Origin of the sequence: Pigmentiphaga sp. NML030171, assembly GCF_002188635.1 — a bacterium.
Lineage (GTDB): Bacteria > Pseudomonadota > Gammaproteobacteria > Burkholderiales > Burkholderiaceae_B > Pigmentiphaga > Pigmentiphaga daeguensis.
This window is the reverse complement of record NZ_NINX01000033.1, coordinates 231,433-252,839: the sequence shown is the minus strand read 5'-3', so window position 1 is coordinate 252,839 and position 21,407 is coordinate 231,433. Positions and strand designations below refer to the sequence as shown.

The 21,407-nt window shown below is 68.7% G+C and carries 19 protein-coding genes and 1 pseudogene; 11 read left to right on the top strand and 9 right to left on the bottom strand.

What is annotated here, in order from left to right; translation table 11 throughout:
- Window positions 1-89 precede the first annotated feature (89 nt).
- Window positions 90-251 (top strand): DUF6726 family protein, encoded by a 162-nt coding sequence (locus CDO46_RS28375; RefSeq protein WP_165963132.1) that lies wholly within the window; start codon window positions 90-92, stop codon window positions 249-251.
- A complete protein-coding gene (gene queC, locus CDO46_RS13425) occupies window positions 251-961 on the top strand; it encodes a 7-cyano-7-deazaguanine synthase QueC (protein ID WP_087838965.1) in 711 nt (236 codons plus the stop codon). The genes CDO46_RS28375 and queC overlap by 1 nt, the downstream gene beginning before the upstream one ends.
- A 6-nt stretch (window positions 962-967) precedes the next feature.
- Here the strand turns inward: queC and CDO46_RS13420 are convergent, their stop codons facing one another.
- The 5 genes and pseudogenes from CDO46_RS13420 to CDO46_RS13400 all read right to left on the bottom strand — a co-directional run bounded on the left by CDO46_RS13420 (window position 968) and on the right by CDO46_RS13400 (window position 6,655).
- On the bottom strand, window positions 968-2,047 hold the full coding sequence (locus CDO46_RS13420) for an Rpn family recombination-promoting nuclease/putative transposase (protein WP_087838964.1): 1,080 nt from the start codon (window positions 2,045-2,047) through the stop codon (window positions 968-970).
- Between the two features lie 102 nt (window positions 2,048-2,149).
- Window positions 2,150-3,115, bottom strand: coding sequence for a D-2-hydroxyacid dehydrogenase (locus tag CDO46_RS13415; RefSeq protein WP_087838963.1), 966 nt, complete (start codon window positions 3,113-3,115; stop codon window positions 2,150-2,152).
- Window positions 3,116-3,306: 191 nt separating this feature from the next.
- A pseudogene (locus CDO46_RS13410) lies at window positions 3,307-4,563 on the bottom strand (malic enzyme-like NAD(P)-binding protein); the annotation flags it as partial.
- 350 nt (window positions 4,564-4,913) lie between these two features.
- Window positions 4,914-5,642 carry a GntR family transcriptional regulator gene (locus tag CDO46_RS13405; RefSeq protein ID WP_243724499.1) on the bottom strand — a complete coding sequence of 243 codons (729 nt, stop codon included), beginning with the start codon at window positions 5,640-5,642 and terminating at the stop codon, window positions 4,914-4,916.
- 38 nt (window positions 5,643-5,680) lie between these two features.
- Window positions 5,681-6,655, bottom strand: coding sequence for a tripartite tricarboxylate transporter substrate binding protein (locus CDO46_RS13400; protein WP_087838960.1), 975 nt, complete (start codon window positions 6,653-6,655; stop codon window positions 5,681-5,683).
- 149 nt (window positions 6,656-6,804) lie between these two features.
- On the opposite strand from CDO46_RS13400, the gene CDO46_RS13395 reads away from it, so the two are divergent.
- The 3 genes from CDO46_RS13395 to CDO46_RS13385 all read left to right on the top strand — a co-directional run bounded on the left by CDO46_RS13395 (window position 6,805) and on the right by CDO46_RS13385 (window position 11,231).
- Entirely contained in the window at window positions 6,805-8,397 is a 1,593-nt protein-coding gene (locus tag CDO46_RS13395) for a class I adenylate-forming enzyme family protein (protein ID WP_087838959.1), read from the top strand.
- 58 nt (window positions 8,398-8,455) lie between these two features.
- A complete protein-coding gene (locus CDO46_RS13390; protein ID WP_087838958.1) occupies window positions 8,456-9,229 on the top strand; it encodes a citryl-CoA lyase in 774 nt (257 codons plus the stop codon).
- 142 nt (window positions 9,230-9,371) lie between these two features.
- Window positions 9,372-11,231, top strand: a complete 1,860-nt coding sequence (locus CDO46_RS13385; RefSeq protein ID WP_087838957.1) for a PhoX family phosphatase — start codon at window positions 9,372-9,374, stop codon at window positions 11,229-11,231.
- 172 nt (window positions 11,232-11,403) lie between these two features.
- Here CDO46_RS13385 and pcaD read toward each other — a convergent pair whose 3' ends face one another.
- Window positions 11,404-12,570, bottom strand: coding sequence for a 3-oxoadipate enol-lactonase (gene pcaD, locus CDO46_RS13380; RefSeq protein ID WP_087838956.1), 1,167 nt, complete (start codon window positions 12,568-12,570; stop codon window positions 11,404-11,406).
- A 3-nt stretch (window positions 12,571-12,573) separates the two neighbouring features.
- Window positions 12,574-13,935 (bottom strand): 3-carboxy-cis,cis-muconate cycloisomerase, encoded by a 1,362-nt coding sequence (pcaB, locus tag CDO46_RS13375; protein WP_165963133.1) that lies wholly within the window; start codon window positions 13,933-13,935, stop codon window positions 12,574-12,576.
- 194 nt (window positions 13,936-14,129) lie between these two features.
- Here pcaB and CDO46_RS13370 point away from each other — a divergent pair, with 194 nt between their 5' ends.
- The 6 genes from CDO46_RS13370 to CDO46_RS13345 all read left to right on the top strand — a co-directional run bounded on the left by CDO46_RS13370 (window position 14,130) and on the right by CDO46_RS13345 (window position 20,187).
- Window positions 14,130-15,296: an enolase C-terminal domain-like protein gene (locus CDO46_RS13370; protein WP_087839109.1), complete on the top strand. Its 1,167-nt coding sequence runs from the start codon at window positions 14,130-14,132 to the stop codon at window positions 15,294-15,296.
- 11 nt (window positions 15,297-15,307) lie between these two features.
- On the top strand, window positions 15,308-16,228 hold the full coding sequence (locus CDO46_RS13365) for a ketopantoate reductase family protein (RefSeq protein WP_087838954.1): 921 nt from the start codon (window positions 15,308-15,310) through the stop codon (window positions 16,226-16,228).
- 19 nt (window positions 16,229-16,247) lie between these two features.
- A complete protein-coding gene (locus tag CDO46_RS13360) occupies window positions 16,248-17,507 on the top strand; it encodes a 3-isopropylmalate dehydratase large subunit (RefSeq protein ID WP_087838953.1) in 1,260 nt (419 codons plus the stop codon).
- A complete protein-coding gene (locus CDO46_RS13355; RefSeq protein ID WP_176400733.1) occupies window positions 17,504-18,007 on the top strand; it encodes a 3-isopropylmalate dehydratase small subunit in 504 nt (167 codons plus the stop codon). Before CDO46_RS13360 ends, CDO46_RS13355 begins: the two co-directional genes overlap by 4 nt.
- 40 nt (window positions 18,008-18,047) lie before the next feature.
- Complete coding sequence (locus CDO46_RS13350) at window positions 18,048-19,061, top strand: tripartite tricarboxylate transporter substrate binding protein (RefSeq protein WP_087838952.1); 1,014 nt, start codon at window positions 18,048-18,050, stop codon at window positions 19,059-19,061.
- An 82-nt stretch (window positions 19,062-19,143) separates the two neighbouring features.
- Window positions 19,144-20,187: a LacI family DNA-binding transcriptional regulator gene (locus tag CDO46_RS13345; protein ID WP_087838951.1), complete on the top strand. Its 1,044-nt coding sequence runs from the start codon at window positions 19,144-19,146 to the stop codon at window positions 20,185-20,187.
- Window positions 20,188-20,272: 85 nt separating this feature from the next.
- On the opposite strand, the gene CDO46_RS28670 is transcribed toward CDO46_RS13345, so the two are convergent.
- Both CDO46_RS28670 and CDO46_RS13340 read right to left on the bottom strand, forming a co-directional pair.
- On the bottom strand, window positions 20,273-20,428 hold the full coding sequence (locus tag CDO46_RS28670; protein WP_243724500.1) for a hypothetical protein: 156 nt from the start codon (window positions 20,426-20,428) through the stop codon (window positions 20,273-20,275).
- Between the two features lie 18 nt (window positions 20,429-20,446).
- Window positions 20,447-21,400, bottom strand: coding sequence for a porin (locus CDO46_RS13340; RefSeq protein WP_243724501.1), 954 nt, complete (start codon window positions 21,398-21,400; stop codon window positions 20,447-20,449).
- Between the last annotated feature and the right edge of the window lie 7 nt (window positions 21,401-21,407).

The following is a 21,407-nucleotide window of genomic DNA, read 5'->3' as shown; positions in this document are numbered from 1 at the left end:
TTCCGGGGGCCGCGGGCTCCCGGTGCACGACATGCCATCCCATAGTGCTACCCTGGTGGCGACACGCACGACACTCCTGCCAGGGTTACATGAAAAGTCTTCTGCTTGCCTTCGCCTGCGCGACCGCGCTGAATGGTTGCGGCGTGGTGGCCGCGCCTTGCCGCATCGCCTCCGCCGGTCTCAAGATCGTCCCCGTGGTGGGTGATATCGCCGCCGCGCCCACCGACGCCTGCGCCGCGGTGATCGACTGATGGACGCGCGCAAGGCACTCGTCCTGTTCTCCGGTGGCCAGGACTCCACCACCTGCCTGGCCTGGGCGCTCGACCGCTACGCCAGGGTCGAGACCGTGGGCTTCGACTACGGTCAGCGCCATCGCGTGGAACTCGATGCCCGCCGCAACGTGCTGCGCGAGATCCACGCCCGCTTCCCGTCCTGGTCGCCCCGGCTGGGCGAGGACCACGCCATCGACCTGTCGGTGCTGGGCGCCCTGAGCGACACCGCGCTCACGCGCGATACCGAGATCAGGCTGACCGATGCCGGACTGCCCAATACCTTCGTGCCAGGACGCAACCTGGTCTTCCTGACCATGGCCGCGGCGCTGGCCTATCGCCGCGGGCTGGAGGTCGTGGTCGGCGGCATGTGCGAAACCGATTTCTCCGGCTATCCCGATTGCCGCGACGATACCGTCAAGGCCTTGCAGGTCGCGGTGTCGCTGGGCATGGGGCAGCGTTTCACCTTCGAGACGCCGCTGATGTGGCTGGACAAGGCCCGGACCTGGCAACTGGCCCAGGACCTGGGCGGCGACGCGCTGGTCGAGGTCGTGGCCGAGCACAGCCATACCTGCTACCTGGGCGATCGCAGCAAGAGATTCGACTGGGGCTACGGATGCGGGACTTGCCCTGCCTGTGAACTGCGGGCGGCGGGGTATGGACGCTGGCGGCAGGAGTCGAGCGGCGTGTAGCGTCGCCTAGTCGCCGAACACTTCGGCCAGCGTCGCGGCATCCAGTACGCTGACGGACCAGGTTTCCAAGTCGGCGTCCGACGCGTCGCGCAGGCGCTGGATCGTGGCATCGGGCAGGGGGCCGAAGCGGCGGGCCAGGAGGCGTTCGAGCAGGGCGGATTCGCCTTGCCGGCGACCTTGGGCAAGGCCTTGGGCCAGGCCTTGTTCGAGACCTTGTTCGAGACCTTGTTCAAGTCCTCGCGCTCGGCCTTGCTCGAGGCCCCGTTCCAACCCAGTCCGAGTCGCGTAGGCCAGCGCCGCCGCATCGTCGGCGATTGCCTTCTCGCGGGCATACGCGCGCCAGCGCGCATCTTCGTCCATGGTCAGGACCTTCAGCCTGCCGACCGCTTCACGCACCGGTTCGTGGGTGATGTCCTTCATGCTGGCTTCCTCCCATCCGTGCTGGAAGCACGCGACCCAGGCCGACAGCGCCGCCGGCAGGCACCCCAGGCGCTCCGCCTTGGTTAGCTCGATTATATGCAGTTGGAGTTCCTTGCCCAGTCGTATCGCGGGCTGGCGCCGGTCGCGCAATTCGAAACGCCAGTCCGCCTGCCCCGGATCGTCGAACAGATCGTGCGCCAGGAAATGGATGGCAATCGCCGGCTTCAGCAGTTCATAGTCCTGGCCTCGCTGGATCTGCTCGGACAGCGTGCGGGCCAGGTAGTAGGCGCTGCGGGCCGGCCAGCGCTCGTAGCGCCGTACCTGCATCTCGATGTTGTAGAGCTGGCCGCTCGCGTCGCGCGCGTGCAGATCCAGCACGATGGTCTTGCCGTCCAGATCACTGGCATCGAGCTGGGGGTTGAGGATGCGTTCGACGACGATCGGAGTCTCGTCGTGGCGCACGGCGTTGATCAGGTCGGCCAGCAGATGTGGCGCGCGCGTGAACAAGAGCTTGAAGACCAAGTCATTGCGCAGGTCGAGCAGAGGGGGCGGCGCCCGTCGGGAGGGATCTGCCGGAAGCGGCTGCCCCGGCTCCGACAGCGTGAAGGTTTCCGTGAAGGCGGGCCTGGGGGCGGAGGACGGGACGAAGCCGATGGTGGGCTGCATGAGAGTTCCTTGGAAGACCCCTCTACCCTAGCCCCCGTCCCGTGCTCATGGACGATCGGTGGCCACCGATCGTCCATGAGGAATTGCGCGTATGCGCGAGTATTACTTCGGCAGGACCACGTTGCGCGGCTTGCCCGCGACGAACGCTTCCAGGTTGTCCACCAGTTGGTCGGCCAGCGTCTGCATGGCTTCCTGGCTGGCCCAGGCCACGTGCGGGGTCAGGATGAAATTGGGTTGCCTGACGTGCAGCAGCGGATTGGCGTCGGCGGGCGGTTCGCCGTCGGCCACGTCGAAGCCGGCGCCGGCGATGGTGCCGGCGCGCAGGGCCTCGGCCAGCGCCGCTTCGTCCACCAGCCCGCCGCGGGCGGTGTTGATGAGCAGCGCGGTGGGTTTCATGGATGCCAGTTCGGCGCGGCCGATCATGTTGCGCGTGGCGGCGCTGAGCGGCAGGTGCAGCGTGACGACGTCCGAGGTGCGCAGCAGCTCCGGCAGGGGCAGGTTCACGATGCCCGGCTCGTCCACCGGCGAGCGGCTGGCGACGCAGATCTCCATGCCGAAGGCGCGGCCCAGCGCGGCCACCGACCGGCCCAGCGCGCCGTAGCCGACGATGCCCAGCCGGCTGCCGGACAGGTCGCGTATGGGGTAGTCGAGGAAGCAGAACTGCTGCGACCGCTGCCACTTGCCGGCTTCGACGTCGGCGGCATAGGCGCGCAGGTTGCGGCGCAACGCCAGGATGAGCGCGAAGGTATGCTCGGGCAGCGAGGCGGTGGCGTAGTTGCGGATGTTCGACACGACGATGCCGCGTTCCTGGCAGGCGGCCAGGTCGATGATGTCCGTGCCCGTCGCCGCCACGGCGATCATCTTCAGCGCGGGCAACTGGTCCAGCTCGGCGCGGCGCAGCGGCACCTTGTTGGTGACGGCGATGGACGCATCCTTCAATCGCGCCACGACCTCATCGCGGGAAGTGATCTCGTGATCGACCCAGGCGTGGGAGAAGGCGGGCGGCCGGATGGTGGCCTGCAGGCTGGCCCGGTCCAGGAAGACGATCTTGTGCGTGAACGACGACATGAGAAGCCCTCTATGGATGGATCCCCCCTACGCGCTTCGCGCGTCCCCCAAGGGGCGGCACTGGCGGACCGGCGGAGCCGGATCCGCTGTGCCCCGGATGGGTATCCAGCAGGTGATGATCCGCTCGCCGCCAGAGCGGAAGGCAAATTGCCGTTCCGCTCCTGCGCCAGCGTGTGGGAAGACTACTTCAGCAGCGACTGGCGGTAGGCGTCGATGTCGCCGATGGGACGGCGCGCGACGCCCGAATCCATCGCGGCCAGTGCGACGGCGGACGCGACTTCGCTGATCAGGCGGGGATCGAACGGCGTGGGAATGAAGTAGTCGGGGCCGAATTCCAGCTTGTGGTTGGGATAGGCCTTGGCGACTTCGGGCGGGATGGGCTGCTGCGCGAGATTGGCGATGGCGTTCACGCAGGCGAGCTTCATCTCGTCGGTGATGCGCATGGCGTCCACGTCCAGCGCACCGCGGAACAGGAAGGGGAAGCAGAGGACGTTGTTGACCTGGTTCGGGTAGTCCGAACGACCCGTCGCGATCAGGCAGTCCGAGCGGACGGCGCGGGCCACTTCCGGACGGATCTCGGGTTCGGGATTGGCCAGCGCCAGGATCAGGGGGCGCAGCGCCATGGTCGAGACCATCTCCGGGGTCAGCAGTCCGGCGGCGGAGCATCCCAGGAAGACGTCGGCGTCCTTGACCGCATCGGCCAGCGTGCGCGCGGTGCTGGTGGTGGCATAGCGCGACTTGTTGAACTCCATGGACGCGTCGCGGCCTTCGTAGACCACGCCCTTGGAATCCACCAGCAGGATGTTTTCCTTCTTCAGCCCCTGGCGCACCAGCAGGTCCAGGCAGGCGATGGCCGCGGCGCCGGCGCCCGAGCAGACCAGCTTGACCTGGTCCAGCGACTTCTCGGCCAGCTTCAGGCCATTGACGATGCCGGCGGAGGCGACGATGGCCGTGCCGTGCTGGTCGTCGTGGAAGACCGGGATCGACATGCGCTCGGTCAGCCGGCGCTCGATGTAGAAGCACTCGGGCGCCTTGATGTCCTCGAGATTGATGCCGCCGAACGTGGGCTCCATCATCGCGATGGCGTCGACCAGCTTGTCGGGATCCGTCTCGGCCAGCTCGATGTCGAAGACGTTGATGCCTGCGAACTTCTGGAACAGGCAGGCCTTGCCTTCCATGACCGGCTTGGCGGCGTACGGCCCGATGTTGCCCAGGCCGAGCACGGCGGTGCCGTTCGAGATGACCGCCACCAGGTTCGAGCGCGACGTGTAGTAGCGCGTGGCCTGCTGGTCGTTGGCGATGGCTTCGCACGCGGCGGCGACACCCGGCGAATAGGCCAGCGACAGGTCGTGCTGGTTGTCGAGCGGCTTGGTGGGGACGACGGAGATCTTTCCGGCGATGGGGAACTGATGATAGGCGAGCGCCTTATCGGTAAGCGAAGAATCCATTGTTTTATATATAGAACAGTAGCGGCACGTGAACGAACATTGTATGCCCGGTTGAGCACGGCACGGCGCTCGGCGTGGCCCGGAGGGCCGCGCGGGGCGGCGCATTCGCGACCGCGCGGGCAAGGCGCGGCAAGGGTCGATGCGCATCGCAACGATCATGCGACGCAGCATCGCACCGTAGGGCTGTGGTATGGAGAAGAGGGTTTGCGCGCGCCATGGCGCGCGCCGTTCGCGCACGCGCCGGAGGATGCTGCGTTACAACAACAAGCGGGCCGATACGCCGATACCGGGCCGCGTCTGGCGGCCCGGACGATAGTTGCGGGGAGGCAACTAGGATCGGGCCAGGCGCCTTACAGTGCGCGGAGCATGCGCGTCAGCCTCACCTTGTAGGCGGCGCGGATGTGTTCCCGCGTGATGCGCTCGGCAAGATCGGGATCGCGCTGTTCCAGCGCCGCCACCATTTCCTGGTGCTCGCGTGAACTGACGTCGGCACGCTCGGGTATGGCCAGCGTGGTGGGGCCCAGCAGCGCCATCGACTCCTGCAGCGAATTGAGCGTCTTCAGCAGATAGCGGTTGTGGGCGCAGCGGTACAGCGTCTCATGGAAGAAGCGATTGTTGATCGCGAGCTGTTCGTGCTGGCCGACCAGTTGTGCGTCGCGGTCGGCGATCTCCCTCAGGGCCGAGATCTCCACGTCGGAAGCATGGCGCGCGGCCAGCCGCGCGGCCGTGCCTTCCAGCACCTCGCGCATGACATACAGTTCGTTGACCATGCTCTGGTCGAGCTCGGTCACGATGAGCCCGCGTCCGGACTCGTTTGCCACCAGCCCCTCGCTTTCCAGGCGGCTCAGGGCCTCGCGTACGGGCGTGCGGCTCAGGCCCAGCAATTCGGCCAGCTCGATCTCGCGCAGGCGCGTGCCGGGAGCGAGTTCGCCGGTGCGGATGGCGGTGCGCACATACTGGTAGGCCTGCTCGCCGCGCGAGCACGAGGTCTGTCCCAGGTTCTTCGCGCTGGGCACGGCGGGCGCCGCTTTCTTTCTGGGCATGGACGGCGGAATGGCGGGTGGCAAAGCAAGGATCATAACCAAGTCCGTGCCTTGCTCCCGCGTGCCGCCCTGGTTCAAGGCGAGGCTGTCGCCGCCTTGGAAGGCTTGAGCAGCTTGCTCCAGCGCGTGATTTCCTCGCGCACGAAACGGCCGAATTCCTCCGGGGACGACACGCGTACCTCGCCGTCGATGACGTCGAATCGCTTGGCGACCTCCGGGTCCGCGAGACTGGTGCGCAGCGCGCCGTTGATCTTGTCGATGATGGGCTTGGGCGTGCCGGCCGGCGCGAACATGCCCCACCACACCACGGCCTCGAAATCCTTGACGCCCTGTTCGGCGATGGTCTTGACGTCGGGCGCCGACTGCAGGCGCCGCAGTCCGCTGGTGGCCAGCAGCTTGGCCCGCTTGCTGTCCAGGTGGGGCTTGATCTGCGACAGGCCGGTGAACGCCAGATCCACGTGGCCGCTGGCGACGTCGAGCATGGCCGGACCGGCGCCGCGATACGGCACGTCCAGGATGTTGGCGTGGGTGGCGGCCTTGAAGAGTTCGGTGGCCATGTGCGAGGCGGATCCCTCGCCCGAGGTGGCGATGGTCAGCTTGCCCGGTTGCCTGGCAGCCAGTTCCAGCAACTGTGGAATGTCGTTGGCGGGCAGGTTGGCGCGCGCGGCCAGTCCCATCGCGTAGGTGATGACCAGGCCGATGGGCGCGAAATCGTCGGGCGTCCGGTAGGGCAGCTTGGGCAGCAGCGTGGGGTTGGTGGCGAAGCTGGGGCTGACGATCAGCAGCGTATAGCCGTCGGGTTCGGCCTTGGCCACCGCCTCGGTGCCCGTCACGGTATTGCCGCCGCCGCGGTTGTCGATGATGACGGGCTGCTTGAGGGTGGCCGACAGCTTCTCGGCGAAGGCACGGGCGATGAAATCGCCGCCGCCGCCCGCGGCGAACGGCACCACGATGCGGACGGGTTTTTCGGGATAGTGGTCGGCCGGCGCGGCGTGGCCGGGCAGGGCGAAAGCGGCCAGACAGACCGCTGCGCCAAATGCGTGCTTCATGTCTCCTCCTGAGGGGGGCCGGGGTTCGTGCCCGTGGCGCCGCCGCAGGCGGGGTCGGGCACTATCGGTATTCGTTTGAATACAATTGTGCACGCACGTATCCAGGAAGTAAACTGGCAAGGTCGAATCCTGTTCCGAGCCGCTCGACCATGCAAAGTCCGCTCGAAGTCCTGAACCGCTATCGCCCCCACGACGGAACCCTGCACGACGCCTTCCTGAGCCGGTGCGCCGAGCAAGCGTCCCGGCCTTTCCTGATCCAGGACGGCGAATGCTGGACCTGGGCCGAGTTCGGCCGGCGCTACGAACGCCTGGCGCGGGCGCTGGCCGCGCGGGGAATCGGGCCCGGCGCCCGCGTGGCGGTGGCCGGGCGCAACGACAAGGCGCACGTGCTGGCGCTGTTCGCGCTGGCCCGGCTGGGCGCCACCATGGTGCCGGTCAATCCCGATTTCGGTCCGCGCGAGATGGACTATGCGCTGCGGCACGCGGAGGTGCAGGGCATCCTGGCCGAAACGCGCCTGCTCGACCTGGTGCGGCCGATCGCCGCCGGGTTCCAGGTCCCCCCCTGGCTGATGACCATGGACGGCCCGCAGGACGATGCCGGGTCGCTGGCCGCCGCGCTGGCACAGCCGGTGGGGCAGGCGCCGCTACCCGTCCCGGCGGCCACCGATACCTGCGTCATCATCTACACGTCCGGCACCACGGGATTTCCCAAGGGCGTCATGCACAGCCAGTACAACCTCGTGACCGCTGGCGAGGCCAACGTCGCGCGCGTGCACCTGCAGCCCGACGACAGGCTGATGATCATCCTGCCGTTCTTCCACATGAATGCGTTGTTCTACTCGGTGGGCGGCGCGCTGGCTTGCGGCGCGGCGATGATCCTGGTGCCGCGCTTTTCCGCCTCGACGTTCTGGCAGGTGGCGGCCGACAACGGCGCCACGGTGGTCAACATCATCGAGGCCATCGGCACCATCCTCGCTTCCCGCGACCGGCGTGAATACCGGCCCGATCACCGCCTGCGCGCGGTATACGGCGTGCGCAGGAAGTCGGCACCCGCATTCCGCGACGAATTCGGAGTGCCGCACCTGTTCTCGGGCTTCGGCATGACCGAGATTCCCGGCGTTACCTGCAATCCCTACGACGGGCCCGACAAGCCGGGCAGCATGGGCGTGGTGGCCGCGCATCCGGATCCGGCCCGGCCCTGGGCGCGATGCCGCGTGGTCGACGATGCCGGCCGGGACGTGGGCGCGGACGAGGTCGGCGAGCTCTGGGTGGCCACGCCCATCGTCATGCAGGGGTACTTCCGCGATCCCGAACAGACCCGCCAGGCCTTCGAAGGCGAGTGGCTCAAGACCGGCGACCTGGTGCGGCGCGATGCCGACGGCTTCTTCTTCCACGTCTCGCGCAAGAAGGACATCATCCGCCGCCGCGGCGAAAACATCGCCGCCGCCGAACTCGAAATGGTCATCAACGAGCACCCCGCCGTGTTCGAGGCGGCGGCCCTGGCCGTGCCGTCCGAACTGGGCGAGGACGAGATCCTGGTGGTGGTGGCGCCGCGCCCGGGCGCCACGCTGGCCGAAGCCGAGGTGGCCGAGTGGTGCCGCGGCCGGTTGGCCGCCATCAAGGTGCCGCGCTACGTGGCGCTGCTGCCCGAGCTGCCGCACACGCCCACGCACAAGATCGCCAAGAACCTGCTGCGCGACGATCCCGCCGTCAGGGAACGGATCGTGGACCTGCAGGCCTGAACCCATCCCCCGCCGTCGCGGGCACAATGCGAATCTGACATCGAAGGAGACACGACCCATGGCCAAGCGCAAGCAACTCAGGACCGACATCTGCTGGAGCACCGAAGACAAGATCACCATCAAGGGGCTGGACCTGTGCCAGGACATCATGGGCAAGGTGTCGCTGGGCGACATGGCCTTCCTGGAAATGATGGACCGCCTGCCCAATGAGCGCGAGTCACGCGTGTTCAACGCGCTGGCGGTGATCCTGGTCGAGCACGGGATGACGCCCAGCGCCATCGTGACCCGCATGACGCTGGCGGGTGCGCCCGAAGCCATGCAGGCCGCGGTGGCGGCCGGACTCAGCGGCCTGGGCAGCGTGTTCGTGGGCAGCATGGAGAATGCCGCCCGCATGCTGCAGGAGGCGTTGCCGGATCCGGCCCGGCCCGGGGACATCGCCGCCCTGGCGGCCCGCATCGTCGACGAACACGCGGCGCGCGCCCGCACGGTGCCGGGCATCGGCCACCACATCCACAAGCCGGTCGACCCGCGTGCCCCGCGCCTGTTCGAGATCGCCCGTGACAACGGCTTCGACGGACCCTACGTGGCGCTGATGCAGGCGGTGGCCGAGGCGGCGCAGTCGCGCCTGGGCAAGAGCCTGCCGGTCAACGCCACCGGCGCCATCGCCGCGGTGGCCAGCGAACTGGGCATTCCCTGGCGCGTGGTCCGGGGCATAGGCGTCATGTCGCGGGCCATCGGGCTGGTGGCGCACGTGCTGGAAGAATTGCGCGAGCCGATGGCGCGCGAGATCAAGGCCATGGTCGAGGAGGAAGCCACCGCGCACCTGCGCTGATGTCTATCCGCCGCTTCCGGGTCCGCCTCGCGGGGCGGACTTTTTTTCGTCCGTAACCCGGCTGTCATCTGGGTCTTTTAACCTCGCGCTCGGTCAAGCTGACAAGCAGCTTAATACCGTCTTTTCACACCACGAGGTTTGAATGTCCTACCTGACAGATAAATTGCGCGCTCCGTCTCGCGAGGCGCAGGGAGAAGTCACCGTCCCCGGCCAGATGTTCGACGAGATCGTCGCCGCCAACCCCGCTCGCCGCACGCTGCTCAGGAACAGCTTCGGCCTGTCTATCCTGTCGGTCTTCGGTGCCACGACGCTGGCCGCCTGTGGCAGCGACGGCGATTCCGCGCCCGCGCCGGGCGGCGGCGGAGGTGGCGGTGGTGGTGACACCGATCCGGTCGGCCCCGACTACTCGGTGAAGTTCGAACGGCTGGCCGACAAGATCACGGCCGACACCGTGACCGTGCCCAAGGACTACCAGGTGCAGATCCTGTACTCGGCCGGCGACAAGTGCGAGACGGGTTCCGCCGGGTACGCCGGTACGCCCCAGTCGTGGCCGGACACCGAGACGCAGGCCGGCGGCCAGCACGACGGCATGCACTTCTATCCGCTGGACGGCGTCGACCCCAACAAGGGCGGCCTGCTGGCCATCAACCATGAAAGCACCGACAACGCCACGCTGAACCTGGCCGTGGAAGGCACCAAGACGCGTCTGTCGAACGTCGGCGTCTCGGTCGTCGAGGTCGCGCGCGGCGATGACGGCACGTGGGCGGTCAAGGCCAACTCCCGCTACAACAAGCGCTATACCGGCAACACCGTCTACAACGTCGGCGGCCCGGCCGCCTCGGCCGTCAGCAGCACCCGCAAGGTGGTGGGCACGCTGAACAACTGCGCCAGCGGCCCGACGCCCTGGGGCACGTACCTGACCTGCGAAGAGACGACGGACAACTACCTGGATCCCACGCAGGACGAGAAGGGCTACGGCTGGGTGGTCGAGATCGATCCCTACACGCCGACCTCGACCGCGGTCAAGCGCACCGCCATGGGCCGCTTCGACCACGAGAACACCGCGTACATGACGGACGAGGCCAACCGCGTCGCGTTCTACATGGGCGACGACGGCACGCCGGGCTGCATCTACAAGTTCATTCCCAGCAAGGCCTACGACCCCAAGAACCGCGCGGCCAACCTGAACCTGCTGGACGAAGGCACGCTGTACGCCGCCCGCTTCAACGACGACGGCACCGGCAACTGGGTCGAGCTGACGCACGGCAAGAACAACCTCACCCTGAACGCCATCGACCCGGGCAACTACACGCAGACCGCGCCGGACCAGCCGCCCACGCCCGTCATCGTCAATTTCGCCAGCCAGGCCGACGTGCTGATCAATACCAAGGTCGCCGCGCGCGTGGCCGGCGCCACGCTGATGGACCGTCCCGAGTGGATCACGGTGGGCGTGGACAAGACCGTCTATTGCACGCTGACCAACAACGGCAGCCGCAAGCGCACCAGCGCCGCCAATCCGCGCATCAGCAACTCGCACGGCCACATCGTGCGCTGGAAGGAACGCGGCGATTCGCCGCTGGCCACGACGTTCGAATGGGAACTGCTGCTGCTGGCCGGCCAGGACCCGGCGGACGGCGCCGCGGCCAACGTGACCGGCAACATCAAGGGCGACGAGTTTTCCAGCCCCGACGGCATCCGCGTCGATCCGCAGGGCCGCCTGTGGGTGCAGACCGATTCGGGCACGGGCTCGAACATCACCGACATCTTCGGCAACAACTCGATGTACTACATCGATCAGGAAACGGGCGAGTCCAAGCGCTTCCTGGTAGGCCCCAAGGGCTGCGAGATCACGGGCATCGCCTATACGCCCGACCTTGCGACCTTCTTCATCAACATCCAGCACCCGAACGGCGTGTGGAACACCAAGCGCGCCGGCGGCGGCGACGCGCGGTCCGCCACGATCGTGGTCAGCCGGAAGGACGGCAAGCCCGTGGGCGCCTGAACGACCAAGGAGGGGGCGTTGCCGCGGTACGGGCGCACCCCCATTTACAGCCCGGATGGCCTGGCCATCCGGGTTTTTTTTGGCATTTTCCTGCGTCCCGCGCCGATACGTGGTCCAGGCGGGGGGCGTGGGGAATTTCGCCCCCCCCCGGAGCCCCGGACGGGAGCAGGCGCTAGCCCTGCTTGTGCTTCTCGATCACCTTGCCGGCCAGGTGGAAGCCGGTGTTGGCCGCGGGTACGCCGGCATAGATGGCGGCCTGCACCAGGGTTTCCTCGATGACGGCGGGCTCGATGCCGGCGCGCAGTGCGGCGGCCACGTGCATCTCGAACTCTTCCCAGCGGCCCAGCGCCAGCATCATGGACAGCACGGCGATGCGCCGGGTGGTGTCCTCGAAGCGGCTGGAAGTCCAGACCTCGCCCCAGGCGTAGCGCGTGATGAAGGCCTGGAAGCGGCGGTTGAAGGGCGTGATCGCGGCGTTGCGGGCATCGACGTAGGCCGGGCTGAGCACCTGGCGACGGCGCGCCATGCCGTAATCGTAGCGGTCCTGCTCGGTCTCGACCGGCGGATCGGTCAGGAACTCGATCAGCGTGTCGCAGAACTGCAGCGGCACCTCGCTGGCCGCGATATGGGCGGCGGGCAGCATGCGGGCCGTGGCGCCCGGGATCCGGCCGGCGATGAATTCGCCCGCGGCCGGCGGCGTCGAGACATCGCGCTCGCCGGTGACGACCAGCGTGGGGACGGTGATGCGGTGCAGATCGTCGGCCACCTGCATGTCGCGGATGGCCGCGCAGCAGCCGGTGTAGCCGGTCGCCGACGTCTGCAGGAAGGTAGTGCGCACGCGCTGGTAGGGGATGCCGTTGCGTTCGACGTATTCCGGCGTGAAGAAGCGGCCCATGGCCATGTCGACGATGCTTTGCATGCCGTTGGCGCGCACGGTGTCGATGCGGGTCTGCCAGGCCTTGGGGTCCATCTGGCACGAGGTGTTGCACAACACCAGGCGGCGCAGGCGCCCCGGCTTGTTGATGCCGTACCACATGCCCACCATGCCGCCCAGCGAGACGCCGGCGTAGTCGAAGCTTTCGGCGCCGGCAGCCGTGGCGACGGCGTCCAGGTCGTTGCCCAGCTGCTCCAGCGTGTAGTCGCCGGCCGGCGCGTCCGAGGCGCCATGGCCGCGCGCATCGAAGCGGATCACGCGGAAATGGCGCATCAGGCGCGGCAGCACGTCGTCCCAGACCGCGAAGTCGGTGCCGATGGAATTGCCCAGCACCAGCGGCGGCAGGTTTTCGTCGCCGTCGCTGCGCCAGTAGATGCGGGCGTCGCCGCTGACAACGTGGGGCATGTTCTAGTCCTCCTGGATAAGGGTCTTCTGTTCCTGCCATTGGTACAGCACGGCGCTGCACATGGGCTGGCACGCGGCGATCTGCGGCTGCGGGCCGGCCAGGGTATCGATGTCCTGCGCGCCGAGCACGGCGGTGACTTCGGGAATCTGCTTGAGCAGTTCGGCCACCGGCGTGCGCTGCGAAATGGCCTGTTCGCACACCTGGCCGATGATGCGCTGCGCCTGCGCCGGGCCCAGCAGAGCCGACAACCGCAGCGAAATGCCTTCCGAATAGACGACGCCGTACAGGCGGTCGATGTTGGCCTGCATGGCCTGCGCATCGACGCGCACGCCCTCGGCGATGTCGACCGCCGCGGCGATGCTGCTGGCGGCAAGGCTGAACAGGTCGGCCAGCACCGGCAGCGAATTGGGCCAGGTGCCCAGGCCGCGTTCGTGCTCGGAAGCGAGCTCTCCGGCCAGGATGGACGCGAGCGCCGGGGCGCGATACGCGGCATCCATCAGGTACATGCTGGAGACGGGGTTGCGCTTGTGCGGCATGGCCGACGAGCCGCCGCGTCCTTCGCCGGTGGGTTCGAAGGCCTCGGCCACTTCGGCCTGCATGAGCAGGGAGATGTCGCGGCCGATCTTGCCCAGTGCGCCGCACAGGATGGCCAGCTCGCTGCCCAGCCGCGCCAGCCGGTCGCGTCCGCCCTGCCACGAGATGGCGGGCACGCGCAGGCCCAGCCGGTCGGCCAGCGCCCGCGCGACGCGCTGGCCTTCGCCGTAGTGGGTGGCCAGCGTGCCGTTGGCGCCGCCGAACTGCAGCGTGCAGGCTTCGTCGCCCGCGCGTTTCAGGGCCACGCTGCTGCGCCCCGCGGCGTCGAGCCAGCCTGCGACCTTCCAGCCGAAGGTGACGGGCGCGGCGGGCTGGATCAGCGTGCGGCCCAGCAGCGGCGTGCGCCGATGGGCCTCGACCTGCCCGGCCAGCGCATCGCCCAGCCGGACCAGCTCGGTCCGCAGCAGGTCCAGCGACTGCCGGGCCAGCGTGACCATCGCGGTGTCGGCCAGGTCCTGGCTGGTCGAGCCGTAGTGCACGTACGCGGCGGCGCCTTCGTTGCGCCCGCCTACCGCGGCCTTGAGCATCTTGACCAGCGGGATGGCCAGGGTGCCGGCCACGCGGGCATCGGCCGCCAGCTTGCCGGCGTCGAGCGAGAAGGACGAGCAGGTATCGATGATGGCCGCGGCTGCGTCGGCCGGGATGACGCCGCAGTCGCGCTGCGCGGCGGCCAGTTCGGATTCGAAGCGGATCATGGCGGCGATCACCGCCTGGTCGGTCCAGATGGCCCGGATGGCCGGGGTCGAGAAGAAGGCGTTGAGAGCGTCCATGAGGAAGGCCGTATCGGAGGGGCCGCGGCGGCGGCCGGACTGGGCATGACGATAGCATGGCGGGCCACGGGTTTTCCCCCGGCCATGCGCTCCCTTGACGAATGCACACGTGTGCATTTATGCTGGCGGCCGGTATGAAAAAGAAGCGGCCGGCGTCGCCGGGCGACAAGGGCCATCCACAGGAAACAGGCACCATGATCATCAAGGAGCTGCGGGAACTCACGGTCCCGCTGCGCGGCAACATCTCCAACGCCCTGGTCAATTTCTCGGAGCACACCGTCTCGCTGGTGGCGGTCGTCACCGACGTGGTGCGCAACGGCAAGCCGGTCACCGGCATCGCCTTCGACTCCATCGGCCGCTACGCCCAGGGCGGACTGCTGCGCGAGCGCTTCTTCCCGCGCCTGCTGGCCGCCCGCCCGGAATCCCTGCTGGATGCATTGGGCCGCCGCTTCGATCCCGCCAAGGTGCACGCCTGCGCGATGCGCAACGAAAAACCCGGCGGCCACGGCGACCGGGCCGCCGCGGTGGGCGCGCTGGAGCTGGCGTTCTGGGACCTGAACGCCAAGCTGGACGACGAACCGGCGTTCCAGACCATAAGCCGCGCCCATGGGGTCTCGCGCCTGCGCGACGATGTGGACGTCTATGCCGCGGGGGGCTACTACTATCCCGGCGATCCGTGCGCCATCCTGCGCGACGAATTGCTGCGCTACCGTGACATGGGCTTCTCGGCCTTCAAGATGAAGATAGGCGGCGCCGACCTGGCCACCGACGTCGCGCGGGTCGAGGCGGCGCTGGAGGTGGCCGGCGACGGGTCCAGGCTGGCGGTCGATGCCAACGGCCGCTTCTCGGTGGACGAGGCGGCGGCCTATGGGAAGGCCATGGCGCAGTACGGGCTGCGCTGGTTCGAGGAAGCCTGCGATCCGCTGGATTTCGATGCCAACCGTCGTTTCATCGAAGGCTATCCGGGTGCGGTGGCCACGGGCGAGAACCTGTTCTCGGCCGCCGACGTGCGCAACCTGCTGCGCTTCGGCGGCATGCGGGCGGACCGTGACATCTTCCAGATGGACGCGGGGCTGAGCTACGGCCTGACGGAATATGGCCGCATCCTGGCCGAGATGGACGCGCATGGCTACCGGCGGGCGCAGCTCTATCCCCATGGCGGCCACCTGATCAACCTGCATATCGCCGTGGGACTGCAACTGGGCGGCTGCGAGGCCTATCCCGGCGTGTTCCAGCCCTTCGGCGGCTACTGCGACGATTGCGTGGCGGGCGACGGCCGCATCGCGCCGTCGAGCGCGCCCGGCTTCGGGCTGGAGCGCAAGCCGGAGCTGCGCGAGGCGATCGGACAACTGCTGGCGTGAAGGAGACGCGCATGAAGATCCTGGTGATGGGCTGCGGGGCCATGGGCTCCATCTATGCCGGCCTGCTGGCGGCGGGCGGCAACGAAGTGGTGGCGGTGGACACCTGGCGCGAGCACGTTGCAGCCATGCGCGACCGTGGCTTGCGGGTGGAAGGCGCGAGCGGCGACCGGGTGGTGAAGGTACGCGCGCTGGAACAGGTGCCGGACGAAGCCATGGGCCTGGTCGTGGTGGCGGTCAAGGCCGCGCACGTGGCCGAGGCGGCAGGCCGGCTGGTTCCGGCCGTGGGGCCGGACACCCGCGTACTGACCATCCAGAACGGCATGGGCAGCGCGGACATGGTGGCGCGGGCGGTGGGCGCGGAGCGGGTGGCGGTCGGTATCGCCGGCGGCTTCGGCGCGCAGATGCGCGGTCCCGGCCACACTTTCCACAACGGGATGGAGATCATCCGCATGGGCGCCTACTCGACGCTGGCGCGCGAGCAGGTGGACGCCATCGCGGCCCTGTGGCGGGCGGCCGGCTTCAAGGCCGAGGCCGTGGACAACATCGCCGCCATGCAGTGGGAGAAGCTGATCTGCAACGTGGCCTATAGCGCGCCGTGCGCGCTGACCGGCATGACGGTGGGCGAGGTCATGGACGATGCCGACATGGGGCCGGTCAGCCGGGCCGCGGCGGTCGAGGCCTGGGAAGTCGCGCGGGCGCGCGGCGTTGCGTTGGCGGTGCAGGATCCGGTGGCCCATGTGCGCGCGTTCGGTGCCAAGATCCCCAATGCCAAGCCGTCGCTGCTGCAGGATCTCGAGAATGGCAGGCCCAGCGAGATCGATGTCATCAACGGCGCCGTGCCCCGGGAAGCGGCGCTGGCGGGCATGCAGGCCCCGGTCAACGCGACGTTGACGGCGCTGGTCCGCCAGCGCGAGCGCCGGGCGGCGCGCTGATGGCATCCGGGAGCCGCCCATGGGCATGACCGCCACCGAGAAGATCTTCGCCCGCCACGCCGGGCGCGACCGGGTGCGCCCCGGCGAGATCGTCACGGCCCGGATCGACCGCGCGCTGTTGAACGACGTCAGCGGGCCGATCGCCTTCGAGCGGCTGGCGCAGATGGGCGTGGCGCGGCTGCGCGAACCGGACCTGGCGGTGCTGGTGGGCGATCATTTCGCGCCGCCCAAGGACGTGGCCTCGGCGCGCGCGCTGCGGTCGCTCCAGCGTTTCGCCGACGAGCACGGCGTGCGGCACCACTACGACATCGGCACGGGCGGGATCGAGCACACCCTGCTTCCCGAGCTGGGGCTGGTGCGGCCCGGCGACCTGATCGTCGGCGGCGATTCCCATACCTGCACCTATGGCGCCTTCGGGGCGATCGGCATAGGCATGGGTTCCACCGACATCGCGGCGGCGCTGGCGATGGGCGAGCTGTGGTTCACCGTTCCGGCCACGTTGCGCATCGAGTTCCGCGGCGAGCGGCAGCCCTATGTGACCGGCAAGGACCTGATCCTGCACCTGCTCCAGCGCCTGGGCGTGGACGGGGCGGCTTACCAAAGCATGGAGTTCGGCGGCCCCGGCATGGGCGGAGTGACCATGGACGAGCGCATGGCCTTGTGCAACATGGCGGTGGAAGCCGGCGCCAAGACCTGCATCGTGCCGCCCGACGACACGACGCGGGCATGGGCACGGCGCGCAACCGGCGGCGCAGGCATGATCGAGCACGGGGACGCGGACGCCGACTATGCCGGCCGCCTGCAGGTGGCGCTGGAGACGCTGCCGGTCCTGTGCGCCAAGCCCTACTCGCCAGGCAACGTGGCGCCCGTGGCCGAGGTGCGCGGCGTGCGGGTGGACCAGGCCTACATCGGCAACTGCGCCAACGGTACCCTGACCGACCTGCGCCAGGCCGCGGCCATCCTGCGCGGACGCAAGGTGGCGCGCGGCGTGCGCTGCGTGGTCGTGCCGGCCACGCGGGACATCTATCGGCAGGCATTGGCCGAGGGGTTGATCGATATCTTCGCCGAGGCCGGCGCGCTGGTGTCGCCCTCGACCTGCGGCGCCTGCGCCGGGCTGAGCACGGGCGTGCTGGCCGAAGGCCAGGTCTGCGTGGCGACCACCAACCGCAACTACCGCGGCCGCATGGGGGATCCGGGTTCCCAGGTCTACCTGGCCAACGCCCACGTCGCGGCGGCCAGCGCCGTGGCGGGCGAACTCATCCATCCGGAGGCGTTGTGACGCAAGCCAGCGCAACGGTGCGCCGTTTCGGCGACGACATCGACACCGACGTGATCATTCCCGCCATCTACCTGACCTCGCATCGTCCGGAAGTGCTGGCCCGCCATTGCATGGAACCGCTGGACCCCGGATTCGCCGCACGGGTCCGGCCCGGCGACGTGCTGGTCGCGGGCCGCAACTTCGGCTGTGGTTCCTCGCGCGAGCATGCGGTGCTGGCGCTGCAGGCGGCAGGCATCTCGTGCATCGTGGCCGAGAGCTTCGCCCGCATCTTTTTTCGCAACGCGCTCAACAACGGGCTGCCGCTGGTGGCCTGCCCGGACGCGGTCCGCGATGCCCGCGAAGGCGACGCGATCCGGGTGGACCTGGACGGCGGACAGGTCTGGCTGGGGGCGCGCGCCTACCCGTTTCCCGTCCATCCGCCCTTCCTGGCCGACATGATCCGGCAGGGCGGGCTGGTGGAATACGTCAGGCGGCGACTGGCCGAGACCGGTCCGGACTGACTCACCATCAAGGCGCACAGACGCCAGAGGAGACCTGCATATGGACCCCGATACCCGACGATGCGGCCGCGGGCGGCGCCTCGCGCTTGCCGCCAGCCTGCTTTCCGCCCTGCTGCTGGCAAATCCCGGACCGGCGTCCGCCCAGCCCGCCGCCCGCTATCCCGACAAGCCCATCCGCCTGATCGTGCCGTTCGCGGTGGGCGGCACCAGCGACGTGTTCGCGCGGCTGGTGGGCCAGAAACTCTCCACCGCCTTCGGCCAGCAGGTCGTGGTCGAGAACCGGCCCGGCGCCAACGGCAACATCGGCACGGACATCGTCGCCAAGGCCGAGCCGGACGGCTACACGCTGCTGTTCGCCGCCGATGGCACCATGGTGATCAATCCCAGCCTGTACGAGAAGCTGCCGTTCAACGTCGAGCGCGACCTCGCGCCAGTGTCGCGGGTGGTGCTGGTACCGCTGATCATCGTCGCCAATCCGCAGCTGAAGGCCTCCACGCTGCCCGAGCTCGTGGCCCTGGGCAAGCGCGCCGACGCCGACCTGGATTTCTCGTCCGCGGGATTGGGCAGCACCGGCCACCTGGCGGGCGAACTGCTGAAGTCGCGCACGGGCATACGCATGTCGCACGTGGCCTACAAGGGCGGCGGGCAGGCGGTCACGGACGTGGTGGGCGGACAGGTGCCGCTGCTGGTGACGGCGCTGGCCACCGCGGACCCCTTCATCAAGAGCGGCAAGCTCAGGGCCATCGCGATGACCTCGGGCAAGCGCGCGGCCGGGGCGCCCGACATTCCCACCGTGGCCGAGGGCGGCGTGCCCGGCTTCGATGTCTCGTCGTGGTACGGCATCCTGGCGCCCGCCCGCACGCCCGCGCCCGTCATCGATAAGCTGCATGCCGAACTGGCGCGCATTCTGCAGGCCGACGACGTGCGGCGCCGTTTCCGGGAACTGGGCGGCGAACCCATCGGCGACACGCCGCAGGCCTTCGCCGGCGTGATCAAGGAGGATCTCGCCAAGTGGGCGCGCATCGTCAAGGACGCCGGCATTAGCGTGCAATAGCCGCGCGCCTGGGGTGGCCGCCTGCCCGCGCACGGACAGGCGGACGGGTACACTCTGGGCACCGGATGCCCACAGGAAGCCCATGGCCAGTTCCAAGCCCGCCCACGGTCCCGTCACCATCAAGGACATCGCCGCCGCGCTGGGCATTTCGCACACCACCGTCTCGCGCGCGCTGAACGATCATCCCAAGCTCAGCGACGACACCAAGGCGCGGGTGCGGCAGGTGGCGCGGGAACTGGGCTACGTGCTGAACGCCTCGGGGCGCATCCTGCGCGGCGGCGCCAGTCCGCTGGTGGGGCTGGTCATCCCCGACATCCAGAACGATTTCTACAGCGCGATCGCCAAGCGCCTGGCGGAGCGCTGCCGGGACGCGGGCTTCCAGATGGTGCTGGCGATCACCGAGGACGATCCCGACGCCGAGTGCGGCGAAGTCCAGGCGCTGATCCAGGCCCGCGCCGCCGGGATCGTCATCACGCCTTCGCCGGCGCCCCTGCCCCGCACGGTCGAACTGCTGGCCGGCACGCCCGCGGTGCAACTGATACGCAGCGTCGCGGCGCTGGCCACCGACGTGGTGGCGATGGACGATGCCGCGGCGGCGCATGACGCGGCGGCCCACCTGCTGGCGCTGGGCCACCGGCGCATCGGCTACGTGGGCGGATACGCGCGCATCAAGCCGGGGCGCGACCGCCTGCGCGGCTTCGTGAAGGCGCATGCCGAGGCGGGGCTGGAAGCGGACCCCGATCTGGTCGTGCAGGTGCCACCGCGCCAGGAGTACGGTGCCGAGGCCATGCGCCGGCTGTTGGCCGCGCGAGAGCGGCCCACCGCGGTGGTCATTGGCAGTTCCGAGCTGACCATCGTCGCGCTGGCGGTCATCCGCGAGCATGGCCTGTCCATTCCGTCGGACATCTCGGTCGTGGGCTATGGCGATCCCAAGTGGTACGAACTGACGACCCCGCCGCTGGCGGCCATCCGGCTGCCCATCGATGCGTTGGCGGCGTCCACGGCCGAGCTGGTCTTCACGCGCATCGGCGCGCAGGCAAAGCCAGGCGGTCCCGCGCCCGCGCTGCGCAAGATCCGCATCCGGCCCGAACTGATCGCGAGAGGTTCCGCCATTCCTCGCCGCTGAGCGCGCCGAAGGGCACGGCCCTGGCCACTATCCGCCCGGCCGAGACCGGCCCGCGCCGGCGTGCCACACCGGCGCGGGGACAGCTTCAGAACTTGTGCCGTATCCCGGCGATGACGGACATCTGCGTCTTCGAGTCCGACGGCAGGTTGCTGAAGATCTGCGCGTAGCGGGCGTCGCCGGCGGCCTTCTGGTAGATGCCCACCAGGAAGACGTCGGTGCGCTTGGACAGGAAGTAGTCCACGCCCAGGTTCAGCTGGTGTCACTTGGGTTTGTTGCCGTTGCTGCTGTACTTGCCGTCGGTGAAGATATAGCCGGCGCCCACCAGGGTGCTGGGGTTGATGAAGTAGGTGATTGTGCCCTCGTAGTTGGACAGCTTCAGGTCGCTGTTGTCGAAGTAGTCGAACTTGCTGTGGGTGTACAGGGCCGAGACCTTCAGCGCCGGCGTGATGGAGTAGGATCCGCCCGCGCCGTACATGGACTGGCGGTTCACGCCCGCGCCGCCGGGGCTGGTGACGAAGGGCGAGGTGATGCCCCAGTCGCCGTAGATCGCGCCGTTGGGGTTGGTGGCGCTGTTGGGCCGGCGCATGTCGTGGTAGGCCACGCCCACCGACCAGGGCCCCTGGGTATAGCCCAGGCCGGCGCTGATGCTTCGGTTGTCGGTGGAGTCGCCGGGTTTCTCGGCGGCGCCGTAGACGCCGATGAACTGGAATCCTCCAAACTTGTTCATGTACTGCACGGAGTTGCTGATGCGGGCCACCGGGAACAGGTTGTCGTTGTCGCCGATGTGGGTGCCGATCGACGCGAACTGGATGGCCGATTCGTAGCCCACCAGGGTCTGCGACATGGCGTCCATCTGCCGGCCGATGGTGACCTGGCCCCAGGTGTCGTTGGCCAGGCCGACGATCGCGGTGCGGCCGAACAGGCGGCCCTGGGTCCAGGTGCCGGTGTCGGGCGAGAAGCCGCTTTCCAGGTTGAACAGCGCGCGCGTGCCGCCGCCCAGGTCCTCGGTGCCGCGCAGCCCCCAGCGCGAGACCTGCATGACGTTGGCCTTGAGTTCGGTCAGGCTCTTGCCGCCGATGTTATTGGTGTAGGACAGGCCCTCGGAAATGATGCCGTACAGCGTGACGCTGGTCTGGGCCTGGGCGGTGCCGGCCAGGGCCGCTGCCAGCAGTCCGCAGCCTGCCGCGGCGGAGGCCGCGATGCGTGTCTTCATGGTGTCT